This is a genomic window from Aquitalea magnusonii, assembly GCF_003202035.1.
Taxonomy (GTDB): Bacteria; Pseudomonadota; Gammaproteobacteria; order Burkholderiales; family Chromobacteriaceae; genus Aquitalea; species Aquitalea magnusonii.
Genome location: NZ_QJKC01000016.1, coordinates 1 through 15,463 on the forward strand (window position 1 = coordinate 1; position 15,463 = coordinate 15,463).

Below are 15,463 nucleotides of genomic sequence, written 5' to 3' on the forward strand. Positions count from 1 at the left end.
ATCGGGGAAAGTACGTCTGGTTTTATTCATGGACACAGCTCCTAAGTGGTGATTATCCACCTTAAGTTAGTGTCCACGAAGGGCGGGACAGACCAGTTTTCAGGAATGAATTCATTCCGCGGAGTGATGCTAGACAAGACTTAAAATAGCCCTCAACTCCCCTAGAGCGGCTTCCTTTACTCCTGACCATTATTTCTGAAAATCTATAACTCGAGCCTAGCGCGCGGGCCTTTCGACTGCCTATTAGAGCATTTGAACTATATTCCATCCCAAAATCAAGTGTAATAATACAAGAATCATAATAATAATGCTTATTAAGCATACATTAAGAAGATTCCTTATAAAACACTGCAGACAAGCACCACTCTGCCGAACCTTATTAAATTTTCATCAGGAAGATTATTAATATGAAGCTTGTATACATAGAAGAAAAGATCGGTTTAGAGAAACGAAACCTGTGCATGGAGATGCACATTGAAGTAAATGGATGCATGATTTCACACATTGAAAAAATATCAAGAGTAGTTGGAGAAAGAATAAAGCAAGGAAAAAGAATTTACTTCAAAATGTCAGATCAATCCGAAAAAATAATTGAGACCTATAATGAATTCCTAGGCATTGAAGGTCATTTCTGCCGACTTGTAACAGCAGACTATTTATCCAAAGACCTCAAAAAAGGTACTGAAAAGTGGATAAAATTTCCAGCACCAGCATTTATTGACGTACTAAACCTAAGGCATAGATATTGGGTTTTGCACTCAGACCCAAACAATGGGAATGCCTTTTACCAAGGCATCACACCAATTGGAGCATATTGCAAATTAGTAAACAGTCAAAATCCAGGATTTGTAAAAAGGTTATTTTCTGAAAATGCCAGAAAAAGTGTATATACACCAGCGCAATCAATCAATAAATTCTTCGCGTGGTTTGACAGGGAAATTTCTGAAGAAAATTCATTTGAATTAAAACCAGAAATATACCTTTAATTTAAAAAATATTCACCCTACTCAAACATGCAAGATAGGTATAGTTAAAATTCTTTGGAAAAATTAGTTAATTTTGCCCATTTCAAAATTATTCACAAATAACTACCATTCCATTTCCTTCACAACAAGCTGAAATCTTACTCATGCAAAAGCTTAACATATTGGCAGGACTTTTTGCAGTCGGCTTCATTGGCACAGTCCATGCGAACGAGACAATCTCTGATTCAAATAACCAATATACCTTTTCCATTGGCAATCAGAATATGAATTACCATGAGCATGAATACATTGCCCAACTGAATGGTGCTGACCCGGACTCGGATAGTGGTAACCAGACAACATTCCGCATCAGTAAAACCGGGCAAAGCAAATTTCTGGGTATTGAAGATTTTTATACTCGGTACCAGATTGATTACGCCAGCGGAACCAATCAATATGATGGGCACTATAATGGTACCTTCCAACCAGGACAGGCCACATCGAATGCAAGCACCTTTGATGCAAGCATGCGTGTAGGGAAAGGCTTTACCTTCAAAGACTATGCTGCCTTCCAACTCACACCTTTCGCTGGCTTTGGGATGCACCTATGGCATAGGCAGGTTGGTAGTAACGAACTGAATAATGAAGCTTATGGCCACCTGTTCTGGGAGCTTGGAACAATGGCTCAATACGCTGTGAATGATAAGCTTGTGTTGTCTACCGATATCGCATTTGGAAAAACGGTAGCGCCTACTATGGTTGTCGCAGGTACAACCTTCCATCTTGGTAGTAGCAGCACCATTAATTTCGGCCTGGGCGCTGATTACAAACTAAACAAAAACTGGCATGTCAATGGCCGTTATGAATATAGCACATTCAAATATGGCATATCAGAAACGCACAATGTTGATGGCTATGCAATCCACGAACCAAACTCAGACACTACCATCCAGAAAATTTATGTTGGTGTAGGATATAGCTTCTAATAAAAAAGGGCTGTTCAGGAACCATCCCGTTCAGCCCGTTGCCCACTTCATACAGCATCAAAACCAATAAACAGTTTAACCAAGTCGGTTTTTTTATTAATACCAAGTTTTTGATAAATACTTTGAATCTGGTTTCTGACCGTACTGGGAGACACCCCAATCACTCTTGCAACTTCTTTTGCACTACCAACCTGAACAATCGTTTCCACAACGCGCATCTCGCTTTTTGTCAATACAGAGCACATTGAGTTTTTGTAAGAACCAATCGTGAACTGTGCTTTCCTGTTGACAAATGCCACCGCAGCAATTGAAGCCAAAGCTTTGATTAACATTTCATCCTGCTGAGAAAACGGCTCAATATTATCACAACAATCTTTTCGATTAATTAATTGTAACACACCAACCGTTGCCCCTTGGTGCGAAATTCTTTCAGCCAAAATGGATTTTGATGTATAGCCAGTTTTAGCATCATAACTTCTCACCCCTTCAAAACGCTCATCACTACTGGCATACGAATCAGAGATATTTACTGTTTCGCCAGTATGTAATGAATAAGTTGCTATGGTGGAAAGATTTGGACAACCATCATCAAGCGTCAATGGTAGTTTTGAAAAAAAATCTGCTTTCTGCATTTCCACACGACCATTAAACTTGGCGCCTAAAGACTTATTGTGCACGACAACAAATTCAAGGTGCTCGCCACTTTCGTCAACAATATAAATACTTCCAGCATCTGCTCTCGTGGCGGCCAAGCCATACGACATCACTCTATCAAACAACTCATTCAAGTCACACATTGATGACAAAGAAGTAATGATGTCCATCAAGTCATACTGACACTCAGCACTCATATACGGCTCCACATCTAGATTTATTATTGAATAACTTTACGGACTAACCAGCACCGTCGAAAACATCGGTGAGCAAATGGACAGTCCCTCGTTACCTAGGACCAAACACATAGGCAATTTGCTCTATATCACGACAGCCCCATCCAGACTAATATTAAGCCATCAAACATAACCGGCAATTTGCAGCCACATTTGGAACTTACTATATCAAGGAGAGGATCGCTATGATTTCTATTGAAAAACTACTGCGCTCAACAATTATCATTGCAACGATAACTTCTCTTTCCGCCTGCGCAGCAATGCAAGGCAATCAGGTTAGTCTTACGGTAAAAACAGAACCACCTGGTGCCATGCTGTACGAGGGTAATCATGCGCTAGGCATGGCACCTCAAACACTGAACTACAATGGTGATCCTAGTAAAAATATTATCAATACCAGTAAAGTAACCGCAATATGGCCAAGCGGAGCTCAAAACAGTCAAAGCTTTAACCTACCGATGCATCAGGGTAGTTTTTCAGCAACAATCTCGCGACCGAAAAATGCCCCAGGCTTGGCTAATGACCTAGCAAATGCAGATCGAGTAGCAGCTGCAGAAGATAGGAAGGCGAGAAATGCGATGACTTGCCAAAGCTATGCAGACCAAGCAGCAGCCAGTCAGCAAATTTCACAAAACACAGCCAATAAGAAAACAGCCGACGTACTGCTTGGAGCCTTAAACCAGTCGCTGAGCCAAAAGTCTGCTTACGACAAGTGCATGCAACAATTTGAATATAATTGATTTAAATTTATCACACCAATCCTAACGAATATTATAAAATGAAAAAGACCAATTTTATTATCTTCATGGCTATCACCGCCACTATGCTGAGTGCTTGCGGCAAAGAGTCAGCAGAGAAAATCAGCAGAGAACAGACCACAGCAAACTCTGAAGCCCCCAAAGCTGTAATAGCAAGTACAGAAAAATGCAAGAATGGCCCGTTCAGAACAGCAGAAGAAGGTCTCAAATACATTAGAAAACTAAACGGCACTCCAATAAAGGAGGTGATTGCAAAAATTGGCAATCCATCCAACTATTCAAAGCAGGCAAATATGATTATTTTTGGCGACACAGAAAAAACCGATGAGAATTTTTGTGCCGATCCTGATCCGCTAACTAAAAAACATGGAACGCTGATGATTATTACTGCAATTGACAATAGCGAACGTCTTGTCTCCAACGACTCCCTTGGCCCGACCATGGTTCAATTTGTTAACAGCGAAAAATAAGAGAACTCCGAGAGGACTGTACTCAATAGTGAATCAGTCCTCTAATAACAGCAATAGCAAGCAATCACTAGCCGAACAAACCACTGCCGTATTGTTGGCATCGATTCAGAACTCCAGGATATCCCCTGCTGACAAAATATCAATAGAATGATTGCTACTGGTACTGTCTAATTGATATTTTATCAAATCAGCATCTGTCGGTTTGAGATGAGTAGCCCATACACTGCAATCCTGCTTTAAATTAAGCAACTCGCTTTTGAGTACATCCGGGCAGAGATGGCCTGCTTCACGCGCAAGTTCAGCAGCGCTGTTTTCAAATGCAGCCTCGATAATCAAATGACGAAGTGACACGCTGGCTGCATTCAACAAAGGCCACAGCTCAGCATTACTGGCGGTATCACCAGTGTATGCAAGACAAGCTTTACCCGAATCAATCAGATATCCCTGCGCCGGCACCGAATGCATTGCAGGCAAGGCAGTAATCATCCCCCCTTGTGTCAGGTTCTTGGTTTGTCCACACTCAAATGGATGATATTCAATCAGTCCGCTACCGGTAGACGGTAGCACACTGAAATCGGGCCAGATTTCCCAGTTGAAAATGTGCCTTTTCAGCATGTTGATGCTGTGCTGACTTGCATGTATCCGTACAGGACTTGCACGCCGGCCTAATAAGTTGTCCAGTAATAGCGGTAACATCGCAATATGATCAAGATGGGTATGCGTCAGGAAGATATCTTCAATCACCATCATCTCGGACAACTCCAGACTAGCCAGGCCGGTGCCTGCATCAATCAGGGTGGTGTTGTCCAGCAAAAAGCAGGTTGTCGCAGCCTGGGCCGAAATCCCCCCGCTACATCCCAGAATACGCAACTTCATTCAGCCTCCCGGCCAACAGATAAATAAACGGGCTTGGTGCCTTTCTAATAACCAGGATCACTCACTGCCTTCCTTGGTACAAACAAAGCTGACAAAGGGATAGTTAGCCAACACCGGGTCTGCATCCAGAAAATCCGGATCCAGCGGCAATCTGACAGGGACCACATCGTTGGCAGCTGCATACGCCGCGTCACCTCGATCCAGCAAAACGGTAGTGCTGGCCTGGCTAAACGCAATACGGCCATGATTGACCGCCACGTAAAAACCATCCGGCACGGTCTGGTCTGTTGATTCAGGCATGCTAGAGGCCAGGGTGATGCCTGGCATGGGCAGGCTTTGCACCGACAGCATGTCGCGTTCAGAATCGGTCAGGATGCGGGCAGGAGAACCGAGCCCATCGTAGTATGCCGTTTGCCCACGCTTGACCAGCAAGCTGGTCTGGTCTGTTTCCAGCCGGGTGCGGCCATCCTGCATGGCGAGCAGCATGGCCGCATTGCAGTCGTGCATGCCTTGATGAATCTGCAAACCAGGCGACAAGCAATCCAGCACAAAATCCGTACCGCGCACACCAATCGTGGCCGTCAGCGTGTGAAAGTTGACCTGCTCGGGTTGCCTTTTGGCAATCAGACCGGTCACCACCCGAAAACCGCCGCGTAACATGTCCACCAGCATGCCATCGCTTTCCTGCCGGGATTGATAGTGGAACTGACTCAGTTTGAGCCGACTGCCTGGCCTTAGGGTAATCCGCGTGTGATCCACCATTTCCAGCTCGGCGGCTTCGGTGCTGTTCGCCTGTAGCGTATCGCTGCGGAACAAAGCCCCATATGGCTTGATTTGCCGAACCGCACCCTGTCCGTCCGTCACTTGTATACCGGATGGAGCATGTACAAGGTGGCCGACAACGCCGGCCGAGGACACTCCGGCGGCTTCATTTTCAGACGGATGACGACAGTCACCCTGGCACAATCTGGCGGTAAAGTCGGTACCGCGTATGCCAATGGTCGCGGTTCCGCCCTGCATCTGGTACGCGTTCTGATTACCACGCTTGCCAATCAGGCCAGAAAGTGTTCGTACGCCTCCCTTGAGCAGGCCAACCACCATGCCATCCTCCTGTGGCTTGCTATGCTCAAAGTGATATTGGCGGATGACAAAGCGTGTTTGCGGGCGGAGTGCCACCTGGCTGCCATCCGTAAAAATCAGCAAGGCATTGCTGTCTTTCTCCGTGGCAACTACATCACCAACATTCAGTTCCGCGCCGGTATACAGCAGGTCAAAACCCGCGGCCCCATGCTCTACATGGGCAATGCCCTGCAAGCGCTGTACCTTGGCCGCACTCTGCGCATGGATGACACCGGACAGCACAAACATCAGGCACACGGCACTACGCCAGATCAAATTCCGAAAGCTGGTTTTCATCATTTACAGTTCAATGCAACGGACAGGGCCGACCAGTCATAGAAAACCGGCAAATCAGTGGCCAGATTCATCGGCAACACCTGTGTTGTAGCCAGTGCGCTCAGCACGCTCACATTGCGGTTTAGCGATACACTCTGTTCCCAGGCATCTTGCATATTCATGGACACCGGGGCAGGCATGCTGGCAAATGAATTGGGTGCAGCGGCAAAGCCGATCTGTGCATAAGCAGCCATATTACTCAGGCTGCTGTTCGAGCCGGGCAGGCTGATGTTGGCAAAACTGCCGTTTACCGCGCCATATTGCAAAAAGCGGTAACTGCTACCCGTAGCCGGCGAATAACCATTCCATAAAGAAACGGTCAGCGCCCCACCAAGGCTGGCAGTACCACTGACGGTAATCTGGTCAAAACCAATACCTGGCGTGGTGCCACCAATCTGAATCACGGTATTACTCCCTGCCCCCAGTGTCAGGTTGCCATTGATATTGATACTGCCCGGAGAATAACCCGGAGACAGCGTGCCACCACTTACCGACACATTACCATTGATATTGCCCGACCCCTCCAGCGTACCGCTATTCAACTGATAACCACTGCCACCCACCAGCATGCTGGCCGGATGGCTCACATCTGTTCCGAGCTTGGTTACACCGCCTGTCTGCACCAGGCCACCATTAAAACTACTGGTCGCTGACAACAGGTTCAGTGTGCCGCTATTGCTGAACAACTGGCTGAAACTGGCACCTGCCGTATTGATTGTGCCCTGATTATTGATTTGGCCAGCATAACTGCCGCTGCCAAGGTTAAGCGTACCGGTGTTGCTAAGTGCTCCGCTATTACTCCAGCTGCCACCGTTGATGCTCAAACTTCCACCATCCACACTGACCGTACCCGTACCCGCAAATACACCGCCATTGACATTCAGTGCTCCGCCGACGGACAAAGGCCCGTTATTGGTCAGTACGCCACCATTGACATTCAGGCTGGCACCCGATGGGATAACACTGTCACCAGCAGCTGTTTGCAAGGTCAGGCTGCCCTGTTGCAAGGTGAGTGAGCCGGATGGCAGAACCAGGTCAGTAAAGGTGAAGGCAATATTGGGCGCATTCAGTACCCGGTTACCGTTACCACCAAAAGCGAAATGGCCATGACTGCCAAACTGCAGGCCGCCACTGCCGTTGATGGCACCGCCGCTCCAGTTGAACGTACCCTGGTTTTCGTTCAGGGTAATTCCGTTCAAGTAAAGGCTACCCGATTGCAGCTGCAAGTCGCTATTGAGGGTGACATTGCCATTGAACTGCAGATTACCCTGTACATTCAGGCTGCCACTGCTGCTGAAACTGCTACTGGCATCCACCAGCAGGCTGCTACCCGCCGCAACAGTAGTGGAACCACTCAATGCTGCCGGGCCGGTCAGTTCGATTACGCCGCTTCCGCCAAAACGCGTATTGCCGCTGGTGCTGATATTGCCAATCTGCAAAGTTTGGCTGCTGTCATTCACCAGCTGGCCAGAGCCGGACATTTGTAAGGGAACGGTAATGATTGAAGCGTTAATGCCGGTTGTCTGGATCGTGCCCGTGTTTAATATCGGTAGATTGCTTCCACTATTAGAAATGGTAGCTGAAGACTGGCTGCTATCCAGAGTATAGACTCCGTGATTAATAAGCTGCCCACCTATACCAACAGATAACCAATTAGCCGACATTTGGTTTGATTGCACTATATTACCCTGATTAATCAGTTTTCGATCAAGTGTATCAAACGCCGCGATAACTCCTGCACTCACTTTTGGCCCAACTACCGTTGTTCCACTCCCAGACATTGTTCCTTCTGCCCAGTTAAAATCATTAACTACCGTTGTCGTACCTGCGCCAGTCAATGCACCGCCACTTTGATACAAGTTCCCAACATTGATATTTCCATCTGCACTAAGTATCCCATTCCAAATTGAGATTGACGCACTCTCATCACCAATAATATTACTCCCGCCAGGTAGGTATACAGCGCCTCCATTAACATTCAGTGTTGCACCAGACTTTAATGCTACCCCACCGAGAAATGAGCTATTCGTGTTTGGACTGGTGATGTATACAGTCCCACCACCAGTAATGGTAGAGATGGTGCTAGCAGCAGTACTCAAGGACGTTACAGTCAAATCTCCGAGACCAACATCCAACGTACCACCGATCAATGTCACGGGAGCATTAATTTCTGAGTGATACCAAACATATGGTCGCGGGTGATAATTACCATCAGCTTGAATTACTCCACTATTGACAACACCTCTCGAACCAGAATATTCTTTCTGTAGCTGATAAATTACAGCCTTATTACTCAAAGAGTTTAATCGATAGACACTTTGATTGTACAATAGTCCATTATTCTCTAGTGCCAAGCCTGTGGCATTCCAAGTTCCAAGCTGTGTAACACTTCCCAAGTTAATTAGTGTCCGTCCCAATAGTTCATTCGCAGAAAACTCAACAAGTGGGTTACCAATTATCCCATCGGCCACCCCTTTATCAATCACGGTAGTACCGGCACCGGACATTTCTCCACCAGTCCAGCTAAAACCGTTACTTGCGGTTACCGTACCAGCACCATTGAGCGTACCGCCTGTCTGGTTGTAATTACTCACCCCCAACGTGCTATCCACCGTAGCCGTGCCACCGGTTAGGGTCAGCGATGTCAGGGTTTGCGGTGTGCTGCCGTTAAACCATAGCGTGCCGGTGCTCCAGGGCAGGGTGACATCCAGCAGCGGAGCATTAACCTGCACCAAACCACCACCCGCATTCAGGTTGAGGTTGGCACCATTGCCGCTGATGTTCTGGTTGATGTAGATGTTGTGGTAGGCAGTGAGATTGAGCGCATAACCGGAACTCCAGTTGAGGGCATCATTGACGATGATGTCGCCCAGTCCGCTACTGCCCACGGCAGTGGTTTGCAGCGTGACATCGCTCTGATTCAGCTGGGCTGACAGGGTGCTGCCGGAGATATCGCCGCCGCTGGCAGCCACGGTGAAGTCGGTGGGGTCGATCAGCCAGCTACCCTGCTTGCCATGGGCCGCCGTGGTATTGATGCTGGCACTGTCGCTGACAGTAACATGACTGCCGGAGGTTTCGATGCTGCCGCCATTACCTGTGTCGGCCCCGCCTTTGGCGCTAAGGCTGCCGCTGACCGTGGTGTTGCCCTGTGACAGCAGCTTAATGCTGCCGCCATTACCTTGCTCCAGTGCATCGGCACTGATCTGGCCACTGGCTTCGATATGGTCTCTTGCTGTCAGCAAGATGCTGCCGCCAGGGCCGACTTCTGCCGCATTGGCATTCAGCTGTCCGCTGTTGACAATGTCGGCGGCCAGCAGTTTGAGATTGCCGGCATTAATCTGGCCGGTGTTGATGACCTGATTGGCGGAGGGCGTCAGGTCCAGCACCACTTCGGGGTTGGCCGGGTCCAGCAAACGTACGTTGCTACCTGCAGCCAAAAGCACCTGTCCGCCGGGTGCCGCCAGCAGGCCATTGTTCTGCACCGTGCTACCCAGCAAGTAAACATAACCGCCCTTGTCTACCTGAATGCTGCCCTGGTTGATCAGGCTGGCTGGATTCGCTGCTGACTGGAAATCCAGCGTACCAGCCAGAAAACTGTGATCAGACAAGCCAAGGGTTGAGGCAACAAGAGACGACACATTTACCTGACTGCCTGTACCGAAAACAATCCCGTTGGGGTTGATCAGGAAAACCTGCCCATTTGAGCTGAGGCTGCCAAGAATCTGGCTGGGATTACCGCCCACTACCCGGTTAAGCACTTGACTGCTGCTGCTCTGCTGCAAAAAACGGGTGGTTTCACCTGCAGCAATCGAAAAACTTTGCCAATTGATGATGGCACCCGGTGAGTTCTGGATCAGCAGTGATTTACCACTGGTGGCAAAGGTGGCCGAGCCATTGACCACCACCGGGGACAATGGATTACCCATTACATGCGGTGCAAATGCCAGTGACAGGAAAACCGTAAGATGGCGCAGGCGGAAGCGCGGGTACTGGGCGGTGGATACGGGGGAAATAGTATTCATGACGTTCTCGTTGCTCTAGTACACCCAACTCAGGCCAGCCTGCAGCATCTGGTCGCCTTTTTTCTCGGTTCCACCAGCTTTGAATACCGAGGCGTAATCAACACGCAATTGCAGGTGGTGCTCATCACTTACCCGCACACCCAAGCCAGCACTGCCGACAGACTGGTGGGCATATTCACCCTCCTGCACCCGGTTACGCCATAGCATGCCGCCATCGCAAAACAGCAGCGGCCGGACATGCCATCCGGCATAGCCCCAATGGCGTGCGATATCCGGCCCATACACCTCCATGCTGCCGCGTACACCACGATCGTCGGTCAGCTCGCGTTCACGGAAACCACGCACAGAATCTGCTCCACCCAGGCCAAATTGCTCACCGGCAATCAGCGCATCCCGGCTTTCCTGACCATCTACGGCCAGATGCAATTGCCAGTCATTCAGGAAGTTTTTTTTCAATGAAAAATGGTAGCGCCATAACAGGAAGTCGCCCCGAGCGCCCACCCGGCCGCCACTTTGCTGATAGGCCTCGGCATTACCCAAATGCCCACCGCTGATGTTTTGAACCAAACTGAGGCTGGCACTCCACTCCTGGGTAGCATTGCGCAAGCTACCGGCATAAGTCAGGGTAAGGGGCTGGTCTACCAGATCAGGCACCAGGCTTTCACTGCTGCCTGGCGAAGTGACACTGCTGTGAAAATAGTGATAGTCGTACGCCAGATCCAGATGCTGGTCCCAGCTTGCATATCGACTGAGCAGATGGCTGTACTGCACGCCGGCACTATCACCACTACCACTGATTCCGTAGCTCCCCGATGTGGTATTGACCGTACCGGAGTTGACATTGGAGTGCCCGCCATTAATGGTTACCGTATCGCCCAGGGTATATAGCGGGATACGGTAACTGGCGCCAAAAATGGAAACGTCGGCAGGGCGGGTCAAGGACGTTACATATTGTGCATTGAGCACATGGTCGCGATTGAACACATTGTCTTGCTGCAAGGCAATACCGCTACGCAAGTAGCCGGTACTGGCACTGCCGCTATTGTCCAGCGTGAACGCATAGTGGGCAGGTTTGGCGTCCGCCACGCTGACAACGGCATCCATCACCAGCGGGTCGCCGGTCTGGCGGAAAGTGATTTGCTCTTGCTTGCTGCTGCCCTGATTTACCAGCCGCAGGCTACGTCCCACACGGGTGACATTGGGGGCAGCACCTTCTTGCAGGCCCGGCAGAGTATTGAAGATGTTCTGCCTGTCATGGTGTTTTTCACCCTGCAGGAAAATACCACCAATGCGGACCTCCTCCACACGCAGGGTAACCAAGGTTGAATGGATGTCCTGCGGCGGAATGCTGACCCTAGTCAGCTCATAGCCAGCCTCGGCATACATCTGCTGCACCGATTGTGCAGCTTGCTGCAAATCAGCAAATTGCTGATGTGGGCCGGTGTATTTAACAAGTCGAGCCTTGACCTGATCAAGTGGCAGCAAGCTGACGCCATCCAGGACGAATGCGCTAACCGGAAATTGCACCTCGGTAGCCCCGATGGCACTGCAGGACAAGGCAGCCAGAACCATACCCAGTAAGCCAGACCGTACCAGACAGACAACATCACCCCTAGCTGACATCAATTATCACCAAAAATTTATAAAAGTAATTTTCCTGATGATTTTATATAAAATTTATGCCTTGAACATTTTATGCAAAATATAAAAATTAAATTTTTGCAAAATTACGACAGGATAAATTACATTAATTACAATTAATAGTTGCCAATAAATCATTTATTGATAATTATTTATTTAAAATAATAAACAATTTAGAATTCGTTGAAGTTTTTAAATTAAATTTCATGATAATTTGTAATTTTAAAAATGATTATCAATTTCAAAAAAATGCTGTTTGAGAAAACGATGGAGCTTGCTGACACTTGTTGCTAGGATGGGCTGATTACATACCACAGGCTGCAAAAAATGGGCTTTTACGACTATCTTTCTGCCTTCAGCTACTCACTGATAGCCCTCTCCTACATCATGCGCGACATCTTCTGGTTGCGCGTCATCACCCTGTTTGCCTGCTTCATGGATATCTATATCTATTTCTTTATCCGTCCAGGCCAGCCGATGTGGATCCAGATAGCAATGAATCTGGTTTTCATCGCCATTAATGCCTACCAGCTTGCTATCTTGCTCAAGGAGAAGAAAGCATCAGTCTTGAGCGGGGAAGCCAAGATCATCCACCAGCAGGTATTTCAGGCGTTCAGCCCTGTTGAGTTCAAGAAATTGCTCGACGTTGCCAGATTTGAAGACCACCCCAAAGACCATTGTCTGGTACGGACCAACGAAAAGCCATGCGATCTGATGCTGATCTTGCAGGGAGAGGCGGCAATCCTGGCCAATGGCAACAAGGTTTCAGCCGTTGGAAACAAGCAGTTCCTGGGAGAAATGAGCTTTCTGACTGAGCAGCCAGCATCGGCCACTGCAGTGACCAGTCAGCCGACACGTATTTTGCGACTGCCACATGCACAGCTGGATGCACTACTGAAGAAAACACCGGAACTCAAAGCACCACTGCACAGCGTTCTGGGGCAGGACGTTGCCCTCAAACTTAAGAAGATGAACCACGACAAGCATGCAACGGATGCTGTCGTGCCAGTAGCAGCAGCTACCCCGGCATAAGACATTATCCACGATAGCTCCGGGCATGGCGTGGGCCAGCCCGGTGACCTGTCTCTGGATTGACTATTCGCAATACTACTAATCATGCGGCTTGCGGCAAATCTGCTGCCTATCGCTTGTCCGGCCTTACATCCCATTCTTCATGACACAAAACAAGCGACGCTTGCTGGAACGCTTTATCCTCTTGCTGTGCGGAGCCTTGGTCATGGCTCATGTCTGCAAGCTGATCCAGCTTCCCTTGATTGACAGCTTTGATCGCTGGATTTATGACCAACGCTTGCAATTTTCTTTTTCGAATAAGCCCGACCTGCGTATTGTCATTGTCGATATCGATGAAGCCAGTCTGGAACAAGAAGGCCACTGGCCATGGCCAAGAAGGCGGCTGGCACAGCTGATCAACACCCTGTTTGATACTTACCACGCCAAAACGCTAGGCATGGACATGGTGTTTGCCGAAAGCGATGACAGCTCAGGCTTGCACAGCCTACAGCAGCTGGCACACGGTAGCCTGTCACAGGATATTGCCTTCCAGCGCAATCTCGCTAGCCTCGCTCCCTCACTGAATGATGACCAGCTATTTGCCAATGCATTAGCCAGGCATGATGTCGTGCTTGGCTACTATTTCACCGGTACCACGCGACGACACGGACTGCTTCCGGCTCCATTGTTTCAAGACACGCAAGCAAATATGCCATCCTGGAGTAGTAATGTGGCGCAAGGCTATGGTGCCAACCTGCCGCTATTGCAAATGGCGGCCGCAGGCGCAGGGCATTTTAACCCTCTGGTGGATGCCGACGGGCAAACCCGTCGGGTCAGCCTGTTGACGCAATATTCCGGGGGGTACTACCCCCCCCTGTCATTCGTTGTGTTCCAGCACGCTACTGCCAGCAAACAGAGTCAATTGATCTGGCCAGCGGATGCCCCCCAGCCGGAAGCACTGCAAACAGGCTCATATACCTTGCCGATGGATGAACAAACCGCCGTCCTCATTCCCTATCGCGGACCAGCAGGCAGTTTTCCCTATGTGTCAGCGGCAGATATCCTTAACCGGAAAATCAAAATCAGCCAATTGGCCAATAAAATCATCCTGCTGGGCTCCACCAGCCCAGGGCTACAAGACCTGAGGGCAACACCGGCAGGGCAGCTATACCCTGGCGTAGAAATTCACGCGAATCTGATTGCCGGCATGCTGGATAATGCATTGCCTCAACAACCACAATGGGTAGCTGGGGCCAACCTGATACTTCTGCTTGCCCTGCTGCTGCTGTGCTTATATCTGCTGCCCAGCTGCTCTCTACTGCAGTCAGCGCTATTGGCCGCTACGCTCTTGTTACCACTTTTGGCTGCAGACAGCATGCTGTGGCTTAAATTGCACATAGCATGGCCATCTGCAGCACCCATTGTCTTTATTACTCTCGTCAGTAGCTGGCATGCTGGCTACGGATACTTCACGGAATACCGTAGCAAGCGGCAATTAGGAAAGCTATTCGGAAAGTATATTCCTCCAGCACTAGTCGAGAAAATGCAGGATGACCCTAAAAGCTACAAAATGCATGGACAAAATAAAGAATTGTCTGTGATGTTTACTGATATACGTGGGTTTACCAGTCTGGCAGAACATATGCCTGCGGAAGAACTGGGGAGATTGCTCAACCGACTGATGGATTTGCAAACAAAAGTTATCAACCAGCACTTGGGAACCATCGACAAATTTATCGGCGATGCTGTAATGGCATTTTGGAATGCACCATTGGACGATCCAGCACATGCTCGCCATGCAATTGATGCTGCGCTTGAACTACAAGAGGCAATGAAACATTTCAACCAGCAAAATACATTACAGGGCTTGCCAGAGCTACAAATTGGCATTGGCATCAATACTGGTCCAGCTGTGGTAGGTGATATGGGCTCCAGCCTGCGCCGTGCTTACACTGCTATCGGTGACTCAGTCAATCTGGCTGCCAGACTGGAAGGGCAAACTAAAAACTATAATGTGCCCATACTGATTGGCGAGACAACTGCCTCGCGATTAGCGGATGAAATAGATCTTCTTGAACTTGACCGATTACGAGTCAAAGGAAAACAAAAGCCAACACGAGTTTTCTGGCCAGTCGACCAGACAACTCGACAGTGTAAGAACTGGAGAAAAATAAAAGAAAAGCATCAAAAAGCCATAGATGCCTACTACAAGGCCGACTGGAAGCAAGCCATACTTCTATTTGAAGAACTTGATAACGAAAAATACTATCCACTTGCCAAACATTATTTGTCACATATTCACACACTCAGTACAGATACTAAAAACACAAAGTGGAATGGTATAACCGATGCCATGCAAAAATAAATTCAAATAGATTAAGATGTCATA

Annotated in this window: 11 protein-coding genes; 6 read left to right on the forward strand and 5 right to left on the reverse strand. The window is 48.5% G+C overall.

Translation table 11 applies throughout. The annotated features are described in order from the left end of the window. Positions 1-407 precede the first annotated feature (407 nt). Entirely contained in the window at positions 408-986 is a 579-nt protein-coding gene (locus tag DFR38_RS21070) for a hypothetical protein (RefSeq protein WP_146215992.1), read from the forward strand. A 143-nt stretch (positions 987-1,129) separates the two neighbouring features. Then, positions 1,130-1,951, forward strand: a complete 822-nt coding sequence (locus tag DFR38_RS16055; protein ID WP_059285195.1) for an outer membrane protein — start codon at positions 1,130-1,132, stop codon at positions 1,949-1,951. A 47-nt stretch (positions 1,952-1,998) separates the two neighbouring features. On the opposite strand, the gene DFR38_RS16060 is transcribed toward DFR38_RS16055, so the two are convergent. Next, complete coding sequence (locus DFR38_RS16060; RefSeq protein WP_082693320.1) at positions 1,999-2,802, reverse strand: GAF domain-containing protein; 804 nt, start codon at positions 2,800-2,802, stop codon at positions 1,999-2,001. A gap of 224 nt (positions 2,803-3,026) precedes the next feature. Between DFR38_RS16060 and DFR38_RS21075 the strand changes: the two genes are divergently transcribed. After that, a complete protein-coding gene (locus tag DFR38_RS21075; RefSeq protein WP_146215993.1) occupies positions 3,027-3,581 on the forward strand; it encodes a hypothetical protein in 555 nt (184 codons plus the stop codon). 38 nt (positions 3,582-3,619) lie between these two features. Continuing rightward, positions 3,620-4,069 (forward strand): hypothetical protein, encoded by a 450-nt coding sequence (locus DFR38_RS16065; protein WP_059285197.1) that lies wholly within the window; start codon positions 3,620-3,622, stop codon positions 4,067-4,069. A 105-nt stretch (positions 4,070-4,174) separates the two neighbouring features. On the opposite strand, the gene DFR38_RS16070 is transcribed toward DFR38_RS16065, so the two are convergent. Genes DFR38_RS16070 through DFR38_RS16085 form a run of 4 tightly spaced genes read right to left on the reverse strand, consistent with a single transcriptional unit; the run spans position 4,175 to position 12,045 of the window. Beyond that, positions 4,175-4,945, reverse strand: a complete 771-nt coding sequence (locus DFR38_RS16070; RefSeq protein ID WP_059285198.1) for a 3',5'-cyclic-nucleotide phosphodiesterase — start codon at positions 4,943-4,945, stop codon at positions 4,175-4,177. Between the two features lie 57 nt (positions 4,946-5,002). Further along, positions 5,003-6,364, reverse strand: coding sequence for a FecR family protein (locus DFR38_RS16075; protein ID WP_059285199.1), 1,362 nt, complete (start codon positions 6,362-6,364; stop codon positions 5,003-5,005). Continuing rightward, positions 6,361-10,422: a beta strand repeat-containing protein gene (locus DFR38_RS16080; protein ID WP_110313625.1), complete on the reverse strand. Its 4,062-nt coding sequence runs from the start codon at positions 10,420-10,422 to the stop codon at positions 6,361-6,363. The genes DFR38_RS16075 and DFR38_RS16080 overlap by 4 nt, the downstream gene beginning before the upstream one ends. Before the next feature lie 15 nt (positions 10,423-10,437). Further along, entirely contained in the window at positions 10,438-12,045 is a 1,608-nt protein-coding gene (locus DFR38_RS16085) for a ShlB/FhaC/HecB family hemolysin secretion/activation protein (protein WP_082693321.1), read from the reverse strand. A gap of 345 nt (positions 12,046-12,390) precedes the next feature. On the opposite strand from DFR38_RS16085, the gene DFR38_RS16090 reads away from it, so the two are divergent. Both DFR38_RS16090 and DFR38_RS16095 read left to right on the forward strand, forming a co-directional pair. Continuing rightward, complete coding sequence (locus DFR38_RS16090; protein WP_059285203.1) at positions 12,391-13,095, forward strand: Crp/Fnr family transcriptional regulator; 705 nt, start codon at positions 12,391-12,393, stop codon at positions 13,093-13,095. 142 nt (positions 13,096-13,237) lie between these two features. Then, positions 13,238-15,439 (forward strand): CHASE2 domain-containing protein, encoded by a 2,202-nt coding sequence (locus DFR38_RS16095; protein WP_059285204.1) that lies wholly within the window; start codon positions 13,238-13,240, stop codon positions 15,437-15,439. Positions 15,440-15,463: the final 24 nt, after the last annotated feature.

Excerpts from the sequence above, each read along its gene's own strand:
- DFR38_RS21070 (WP_146215992.1), top strand. The coding sequence starts at position 408 with ATGAAGCTTGTATACATAGAAGAAAAGATCGGTTTAGAGAAACGAAAC.
- DFR38_RS16055 (WP_059285195.1), top strand. The coding sequence starts at position 1,130 with ATGCAAAAGCTTAACATATTGGCAGGACTTTTTGCAGTCGGCTTCATT.
- DFR38_RS16060 (WP_082693320.1), bottom strand. The coding sequence starts at position 2,802 with ATGAGTGCTGAGTGTCAGTATGACTTGATGGACATCATTACTTCTTTG.
- DFR38_RS21075 (WP_146215993.1), top strand. The coding sequence starts at position 3,027 with ATGATTTCTATTGAAAAACTACTGCGCTCAACAATTATCATTGCAACG.
- DFR38_RS16065 (WP_059285197.1), top strand. The coding sequence starts at position 3,620 with ATGAAAAAGACCAATTTTATTATCTTCATGGCTATCACCGCCACTATG.
- DFR38_RS16070 (WP_059285198.1), bottom strand. The coding sequence starts at position 4,945 with ATGAAGTTGCGTATTCTGGGATGTAGCGGGGGGATTTCGGCCCAGGCT.
- DFR38_RS16075 (WP_059285199.1), bottom strand. The coding sequence starts at position 6,364 with ATGATGAAAACCAGCTTTCGGAATTTGATCTGGCGTAGTGCCGTGTGC.
- DFR38_RS16080 (WP_110313625.1), bottom strand. The coding sequence starts at position 10,422 with ATGAATACTATTTCCCCCGTATCCACCGCCCAGTACCCGCGCTTCCGC.
- DFR38_RS16085 (WP_082693321.1), bottom strand. The coding sequence starts at position 12,045 with ATGTCAGCTAGGGGTGATGTTGTCTGTCTGGTACGGTCTGGCTTACTG.
- DFR38_RS16090 (WP_059285203.1), top strand. The coding sequence starts at position 12,391 with ATGGGCTTTTACGACTATCTTTCTGCCTTCAGCTACTCACTGATAGCC.
- DFR38_RS16095 (WP_059285204.1), top strand. The coding sequence starts at position 13,238 with ATGACACAAAACAAGCGACGCTTGCTGGAACGCTTTATCCTCTTGCTG.